Genomic DNA, 8,381 nt, shown 5'->3' with positions numbered 1-8,381 from the left:
GGAAACCTTCTTCTTTCTGACACTACCAGCCGCCGTCATGTTTCGCGTCAATGGTCAGTGCCCGGATCTCATTGTCCACGAAGCGCGGGACTTTACCGCAATCGTAATGGGTCGGTTCGCATCCGGTGCGGTCGCGGCACCGATCACGAGGCGTTCCCACAGGCGGGTCAGCGTCCGAGGCCTGTCGGTTCGTCAAGATTGTCGGCGACGTGGTCGACCCTTGATGGACGAAGAGCCGCCGTGTCTCCGTGACGAATCCGCCCTGCGTCGAGTCGATGGCGTGTTCGAAGCAGGGCTCGGCGGGCTGGCTGCGCTTGGGTCCCGAACATCAGGCGACGACGGAGCTGTTGCGCCGGCGCAGTGCGAGCTGCACGGCCGTGACGCGAGTGCCGAGGTGCCGCCCCGGTCGATGCCCCCGGCCCCAGTTCGGCCTGCTTGAACTGGTTGAGCCCAGAGAGCCGACCGAATGAAGGATCGAGGTCAAGAATGCTCGCCCACGGCGCGCGGCGGTTCGCATGTGGCATTTGTTGGACAACGGACATAGTATGCTGGTCCAGCGGCACACAGCGCAGTGAGTTGAACCGCCACCGGCCTCTCGTCGGTGGCTACCGAGAAGTCTCCGCCCTCGGGGGAGGCGCAGATCAGACCGATCAGCAGTGGAGCAGAACGCAGGTCCGGCGCAGCGGAGCGTCGAGGTCCACCGAGCACGTTCACTCGTACACGAACAGGAGAGATCGATGACGCGACTTCGTAGGAGCTCCCGTCGCCAACTGATGGCCACGCTCGCTGCCGGCGCCCTGGTGGTGGCCGCGTGCAGCGGCGAGTCCGACGCCTCGGACGGCGACAGCGCCTCCGGCGGCGGAGGCGGCGGTACCGAGCTGACGGTCATGGTCCCGTTCCCCAGCGGGCTGAGCTTCTACCCGCTGTTCGTCGCCGACGCGCGGGGGTACCTCGACGGCATCGACATCCAGGTCGAGTCCGCCGAGGGGTCCGCCGCCGCGCTGCAGCAGGTGCTCACGGGCCAGGCTGACATCTGCATGTGCAGCCCTGGCCCTCTGCTTCGGTCGGTCGAGCAGGGCGAGGAGTTCAGGTCGACCTATCTGCTCTACCAGAGCGGCGTCTTCGATCTCGTCACGCAGGCGGGGTCCGAGGTGACCGACGTGGGAGGGCTGCGCGACAGCGTCATCGGCATCGACGCGCGCCAGGGCGGCACGGAGTCGTGGCTCGTACCGCTCCTCGAGGAGCAGGGCCTCGTGCTCGACGAGGACTACCGGCTGACGGCGGTGGGTTCGGGAGCGACACCTGTCGCCGCCTTCGAGCGCGGTGAGATCGATGCGTACGCCGCGGCGTACATCGACGTCGCGATCATGGAGCTTCGTGGCTTCGAGACCGCGTCGATCGAGGTGCCCGGGGCGGAGGCGTACTTCGACACCAGCCTCTGGATGACGGCGGACTTCATCGAGGAGAACCCCGAGATCGTCGAGACGATCGGTCGCGGCACCGCGATGGCGACCGTGTGGGGCATGGACCCCGACAACTACGAGGAGGTCCTCGACATCACGGGGGAGGTCTACCCGGAGGAGGTATCGGACCGCGAGTTCGCCCTCGAGCTGTTGGAGGACACCAACGAGCTGTTCGTGCTGCCCGAGAGTGCGGACGGCCAGTGGGGCTTCCACGACCCGGACCGGGTCGCGGGACTCATAGGCGGGCTCGTCGGTCAGGGCTACCTCGAGGAGGAGGTCGACTCCGGCGTGTTCGTCAACGACTACCTGGACGCCTACAACGACTTCGAGGAGGACGACCTGTGACCGTAGTGACAGATGTCGGCACCAACCACCACGAGCGCACCACGAACGGCCCGTCGGTCGAGATCCGCGGCTTGTCGAAGGTCTTCTCGACCAAGGGCCCCGACGTCGTCGCACTCGACGACATCGACCTGTCGGTGCGGCCCGGCGAGTTCGTCTGTCTCATCGGGCCGTCGGGCTGCGGGAAGTCCACGCTGCTCTCCTCGGTGGCGGGACTCCTCCAGCCGACGAGCGGCACCATCGAGATCGACGGCCGCCAGGTCACCGGCCCCCCGAGCGAGGTGGGCGTCATGTTCCAGACGCCCGTGCTGCTGGACTGGCGCACGATCAGGGACAACGTCGTGCTGCCGATCGAGGCCAGGAGCGGCCGTCGGGCCGCCAAGGCGGCCCACGCACGGGCGGAGGAACTTCTGCAGCGCGTCGGGCTCGGTGGCTTCGAGGAGCGCTACCCGCACGAGCTCTCCGGCGGCATGCAGCAGCGCGCCGCGATCTGCCGGATGCTCATCGGCGACCCCGACGTCCTGCTTCTCGACGAGCCGTTCGGTGCGCTCGACGAGCTGACGCGCGAGCGCCTCAACCTCGAGCTCGCGGGCATCGTCGGCGACAGCGACATCAGCAACGACAAGGCCGCCATCCTCGTGACCCACAACATCACTGAGGGTGTCTTCCTGTCGGACCGCGTGGTCGTCATGAGCGCCCGACCCGGCCGGATCGTCGAGATCGTCGACGTGCCGCTCCCGCGGCCACGCAGCCTCGATCTGGTCACCAGCCACGAGTTCACCGAGCTCGTGGCCAGGGTCCGCCGGCTCCTGGAGATCGGACACGGATCGGAGGACGAGCGATGACCACCACGACAACCGAGACGAGCAGCTCGACGACGAGCGCGAGCCGCGTGCGCACGAGGACCCGACCGCCTGGCCGGTCCGGCTGGGGAAAGCGGCCGTCGATCTGGACCCGCGTCCCGCAACTGGTGTCGGTGACGGGCTTCGTCGTCGTCCTGTTCGCGCTCTGGTACCTCGTCACGCGCACCGGACTGGTTTCGGAGTTCGTCCTCCCCAACCCGCTGGACGTCATCGGCGTGCTCGGAGAGATGGGGAGGGACATCGCGAGCGGTGGCTTCCTCGCTCAGGCGCTGTGGATCACGATCCTGTCCTCGTTGCTCGCGTTCGCCGTCTCCGCCGTACTGGGAATCGGCTTCGGCGTCCTCGTCGCGGAGTCCGACTTCGGCCGGGTCGTGCTGATGCCGTTGCTGGTTGCCGTCAACGCGGCGCCGAAGATCGTGTTCGCCCCGGTCTTCATCGCTGCCCTCGGGTTCGGCATTAACTCGAAGATCGCGCTGGGTGCCTTCATCGCCTTCTTTCCGCTGCTCGTCGACACCGTCGCCGGTCTCGCGAGCGTCGACCGGGACAAGCAGACCCTGTTCAGGTCACTGCGGATGTCCTCGACGTCGACCTTCTTCAAGCTCAAGCTGCCATCGTCCCTACCGTTCATCTTTGCCGGCCTGAAGACGGCCTCGGTGCTCTCCGTCATCGGTGTCGTCGTCGGTGAGTTCATCGGTGGCGGCGAGGGCTTGGGGCAGCAGACGAAGATCGCGGGCGACATGCTCGCGACCGACCGCGTCTACGCCTACGGCATCGCGCTGGCGGTGTTCGGCTACCTGTTCTACGCGCTCGTGGTGTTCGCGGAGCGCAAGATCGTGTTCTGGCAGTCGCCGCACGGGGACGACAAGTGATCGTCGACAGCCACAGCCACCTCTTCCCGCCGGAGTGGGAGAGCTCGGGCCGGCTGCCGCGGGATATGTTCGACGTCGACGGCCTGCTGGAGCGGCAGACCGAGCACGGGATCGACCTCTCGGTCATTTCCGACCCGCACATCTGGTACGGCGAGCGGGACCTGGGTGATATCGCCGACGCGCGGCACTACAACGACTTCGCGGCGGAGCTCGTCCGGTCGCACCCGGCGCGAATCGCGGCACTGGCGAGCGTGACCCCGTGGCGCGGACAGGAGCACGTGGCAGAGGCGGAGCGCGCTGTGCGCGAGCTCGGCCTGTCCGGCCTCGCCGTCGCGACCAGCGACCGGAACGCCTACCTCGACGATCTCCCGGTGGAGTTCTGGGAGCTCGTCGAAGGTCTGGACGTCCCGGTGTTCGTCCACCCCGGAGGAACCGTCCTCGGTCAGGACCGGATGGACGGCTACCGACTGGGCGAGCTCTGCGGCCGTCCGCTCGACATGACGTTCACGCTGTCACGGCTCGTCCTCACGGGCGTATTGGAACGGCACCCGGGGATCCGATTCCTCTGTGCCCACGCCGGCGGTGCGATCTGCACCATCGCTGACCGCCTCGATTTCGGCCACGAGCTGCGCGACTACGCGCCGCTGGGGCCGTGGGGCGACGTCAGGCTCGAGCGCCCGCCGTCGGAGCATGTCCGGACGCTGTACCTCGATACTGTGACGTTCGGCGTCGGCCCGCTACGGCTCGCGCTCGACACGGTCGGTGCTGACCGGATCGTGTTCGGGACGGACGGACCGCCATTGCCGTTCCCGCCGGGTCGGCACATCGGGCACGTCGACGAGCTCGAGATCGACGACACGGTGCGGACCGCAATCCTGGGCGGCAATGCCAGGGAGCTGTTCTCGCTCTGACGGAAGGGTGTGCACGACATGAGAATCAACGGCGCGATCGAGATCGACGAGACCCGGCTCGCTCCGGGCCTCCGACTGCTCGACCTCCTGAGGGAGCAGCTCGGCCTTACAGGGACGAAGGAGGGCTGCGGCCGCGGGGAGTGCGGCGCATGCACCGTTCTCGTCGACGGACGACCGGTCAACTCCTGCATCCTTCTCGCGCGAAGGGTGAGGGGGGAGGTAGAGACCGTCGAGGGGCTCGCCGACGAGAGCTCGGTACTCCGGACGTGCTTTGCGCGGAGGGCAGCCTTCCAGTGCGGGTTCTGCACGCCGGGTCAGATCGTCACCGGGACCGCTCTGCTCCGGGAGGGGCTGCCGGCCGACTCCCATGAGCTCCGCCACCGTATGTCCGGCAACATCTGCCGCTGCACCGGGTACGAGGGAATCATCGGCGCACTCCGCGACGCGGAGAACGGAGCCGGCGCCGACGAGTCGGTCCCGCACGCGGACCGCACCTGGAGGGAGGACCGATGAGCATCGGGACGAGGCGGGCGGGTTCGCTCGCGACCGGCGTCCCCAACGTCGAGTGGCAGGCGAAGACGTCGGGACAGGCGATCTATGCCGACGACGTGCGCCTGGAGGGCACGCTCTTCGCCGCCGTGCTGCGCAGCCCCCACCCGCACGCCCGGATCCTCGATATCGACGTGAGCCGCGTGCTTCGGGCGCCCGGGGTCGTGGACGTCCTGCTTCCCGGTGATCTGCCTGACCGCAAGTACATCCATCACGGCCCGCCCCTGTCGGACCGGCACGTCCTCGCCCCGGGCGTCACGCGCTACGTCGGTGAGGAGATCGCGGCCGTCGCCGCGAGGACGGCCGACGAGGCACGGGCGGCGCTCGACCTCTTTCGTGTGAGTTACAAACACCTGCGAGCCGCCACCGACCTCGACTCGGCCAGGGCGAGGAACGCTCCACAGATCCACGAGCACGCCGACGGCAACGTCGCGCTCGCCTTCCGCCAGGAGCTCGGGACCCCGGTGCCCCCGGCGCCCGACAACGTCTCCGTTTCGGGGCACTACGTCTTCCCGCGGCAGAACCACGCGAACATGGAGACGAACAGCATCGTCGCCTCGTGGGACTCGACGGCCGAGCAGCTGGAGGTCTGGGTCTCGTCCCAGGCGCCGTACTTCGTCAAGAAGGAGCTCGTGCACGTGCTCGGTCTGCGCCCGGATCAGGTGGTCGTCCACCAGGTCGCCGTCGGCGGTGGCTTCGGCTCGAAGTCGAAGATCTCCGAGTACGAGGCGATCGCCGCCGGACTGTCGATGAAGACCGGCTCCCCAGTGCGACTCGCCCTCAGCAGGGACGAAGAGTTCCGGACCACCAAGAGCCGACACCTGTTCGAGATCGACATGACGACGACGGTGACCGCGGACGGCAAACTCACGCACCGGGAGGCCGACTTCGTCGTCGAGAACGGGGCGTTCAACCACTCCGGCCCGAGCGTCATGGGCGCCGGGACGGGCATCGTCGGCTCGCTGTACCGCATCCCGCGGATCGACCTCGGGGCGAGCCTTGTGTACACGAACCGCCACCCCGGCGGGCAGTTCCGGGGCTACGGGAACCCCCAGGCCACGTTCGCCATCGAGTCGCAGATGGACGAGCTCGCCGAGAAGCTGGGGATGGACCCGATCGACTTCCGCCTGCGGAACGTCAACCAGGCCGGCGATACGACCCTGGTGGGGTACCAGCTGGGATCTGTGGCGCTGCGCGAATGCCTGGAGACCGCGCGAGAGGCGATCGGCTGGGACGAGAAGCGACGCTCGGGCGGGGACGGGCGCGGCGTCGGTGTCGCCTGCGCGATCCAGGTCTCCGGGGCGTACGTGTACCCGCACGCGAACACGAGCAGTGCCACCGTCGAGATCGACATGGACGGTCGGGTCAGCCTTGCCTTCGGCGGCGCCGACGCCGGCACCGGCCAGCGCACGTTGCTCAGCCAGATCGTCGCCGACGAGCTGTGCGTGCCCATCGAGCAGGTCCAGGTCCTCATGATGGACACCGACCGCACCCCGGTCGACCTCGGGGCGTGGTCCAGCCGAGGCACGTACATGAGCGGGCACGCCGTCTCGACGACGGCGCGCGGTGCCGTCCGCGCCCTCTGCGACCGCGCCGCGACCCTGTGGTCGGCCCCCCGTGATCTGGTGCAGTTCGACGACGGACTCATCGTCGGGCCGGGCCGGACCACGACGATCACTGACCTGCTGCGAGCGACCGAACGGCTCGGAACGTTGTCGGTCACAGAGGAGTACGTCGCTGACGTCGAGGAGATGGACTGGCACACCGGAACCGGCAACATCTCGGGCGCCTACTCATTCGCGGCGCAGGCGGTCGAGGTGGACGTCGACCGGGACACCGGCAAGGTCCGCGTGGTCGACATGGTGTCGGTCCACGACTCCGGGACCATCCTCAACCCGCTCCTCGCGGAGTCCCAGGTGGTCGGGGGCGTCGTCATGGGTATCGGCGCCGCACTCGGTGAGGAGCTGATCTACGAGGGAGGCCGCATGGCCAACGGGCAGTACCTCAACTACCCCCTCCCGCGTTCCGCAGACGTCCCGCCGATCGGCGTGCACTTCGTCGGTGAGGGCGACAACAAGGCGCCGTACGGTGCCAAGGGCATCGGCGAGATCGTGCTCGTACCGACGACAGCCGCCGTCGGCAATGCGATCGCGCACGCGACCGGCGCGCGTATCCGGTCTGCGCCTTTCACCCCCGACAAGGTCCTTCGGGCCTGGCGGTCCACCGACCGGCCCAGGCGCAGCTACCACCTGTGGCGGCGGCCGGACCGCTGGCAGATCGCCGCGATGCGGGCCGCGTACCCCTACGGCGTCCACAAGCTGCTGCACCGGTGGGGCACGAAACTTGCCCGGCCCGTCGAGCCCGTCGGTGCCGAGGAGGTCGTGGCGCCCGCCGACGAGTCGGCTGCCGTCGCGGCCCTCGCGCAGAAGGGGAGCCGTCCAATCGGCGGAGGCACGGACCTGGTCCCGGGGCAGCGTCAGGGCGTGCAGTCCATGGGCACCCTCGTGGACCTCACGCTCATCCCGACGCTCGGTCGCGTGCGCGACACGCCGGACGGGGGCGTGAGCATCGGTGGCACCGTCCCGCTGTCCCGGCTCGTGGACGCCGAGGGGACGGGGTGGGACGGCGTCCTCGCCGAGACCGTGCGGCGGATCGCGTCACCCCAGATTCGGAACATGGCGACCGTGGCGGGCAATCTCTGCCAGGAGAAGCGGTGCTGGTTCTACCGCAGCGGCTTCATGTGCTACAAGCGCGGAGGCGCTGCCTGCCCGTGCTACGCCGTCCAGGGCGACCACCGCTTCTACCACGCAGCGGTCGGCGCCCACCGTTGCCAGGCCGTCACACCGTCGGACCTCGCCACGACCTTCACGGCGCTGGATGCCGAGGTCGTCCTCGTATGCGCCGGCTCTCGACGCACCATGCCGGTCGCGGACTTCTACAGCGGTCCGGGGGAGACGCGGCTCGCGAACGGCGAGGCCGTTGCGGAGGTCGTCGTGCCCGCGGCCGCGCGCAGACGGGTGAGCGTCTACGAGAAGCTCGACCTCTATACAGGCGACTTCGCCATCGCCTCGGTCTGCGTCTCGTGCGAGCTGTCCAGCTCCGGCGCGATCACCGATGCGAGGGTGGTGGTCGGGTCGATCTCGCCGACCCCTCTCCGCCTGCCGGACGTCGAGGCGCGGATCCTCGACGCAGGGCTGGCCGCGGGGGACGACGTCGAGCAGATCTCAACGTCCTGGCTGGCGAGAGGACACCCGCTGCCGGGCAACGAGTGGAAGCTCGACGCCGCGGCCGGTCTGCTCCGGCGAGCGCTCGGACGCATCTCCGCGCGCCTCGTGCCCGCAGGCACGGCGGACCCGAGATAGCACACGCGTGAACCCGACGATC

General features: G+C 68.7%; 6 protein-coding genes. All 6 read left to right on the top strand.

All coding sequences use genetic code 11. From position 1 onward, the window contains the following. Positions 1–737: 737 nt before the first annotated feature. From ACPYO4_RS13300 to ACPYO4_RS13275, 6 genes are read left to right on the top strand one after another with little or no spacing between them, the layout of a single operon-like run. Positions 738–1,808, top strand: a complete 1,071-nt coding sequence (locus ACPYO4_RS13300) for an ABC transporter substrate-binding protein (RefSeq protein ID WP_425709727.1) — start codon at positions 738–740, stop codon at positions 1,806–1,808. Then, entirely contained in the window at positions 1,805–2,650 is an 846-nt protein-coding gene (locus ACPYO4_RS13295) for an ABC transporter ATP-binding protein (RefSeq protein ID WP_425709726.1), read from the top strand. Before ACPYO4_RS13300 ends, ACPYO4_RS13295 begins: the two co-directional genes overlap by 4 nt. Beyond that, on the top strand, positions 2,647–3,537 hold the full coding sequence (locus ACPYO4_RS13290) for an ABC transporter permease (protein ID WP_425709725.1): 891 nt from the start codon (positions 2,647–2,649) through the stop codon (positions 3,535–3,537). Before ACPYO4_RS13295 ends, ACPYO4_RS13290 begins: the two co-directional genes overlap by 4 nt. Further along, the gene (locus ACPYO4_RS13285) at positions 3,534–4,448 is read left to right on the top strand and encodes an amidohydrolase family protein (protein ID WP_425709724.1); all 915 of its coding nucleotides are present in this window, start codon (positions 3,534–3,536) and stop codon (positions 4,446–4,448) included. Before ACPYO4_RS13290 ends, ACPYO4_RS13285 begins: the two co-directional genes overlap by 4 nt. 18 nt (positions 4,449–4,466) lie before the next feature. Next, a complete protein-coding gene (locus ACPYO4_RS13280; protein WP_425709723.1) occupies positions 4,467–4,961 on the top strand; it encodes a (2Fe-2S)-binding protein in 495 nt (164 codons plus the stop codon). Next, entirely contained in the window at positions 4,958–8,359 is a 3,402-nt protein-coding gene (locus ACPYO4_RS13275) for a molybdopterin cofactor-binding domain-containing protein (RefSeq protein ID WP_425709722.1), read from the top strand. Before ACPYO4_RS13280 ends, ACPYO4_RS13275 begins: the two co-directional genes overlap by 4 nt. Positions 8,360–8,381: the final 22 nt, after the last annotated feature.

It is taken from the genome of Georgenia sp. Z1491, assembly GCF_049856175.1.
In the GTDB taxonomy this organism is placed as follows: domain Bacteria; phylum Actinomycetota; class Actinomycetes; order Actinomycetales; family Actinomycetaceae; genus JB111.
The sequence above is the reverse complement of the archived record's forward strand: the minus strand, read 5'-3'. Positions and strand labels throughout refer to the sequence as shown.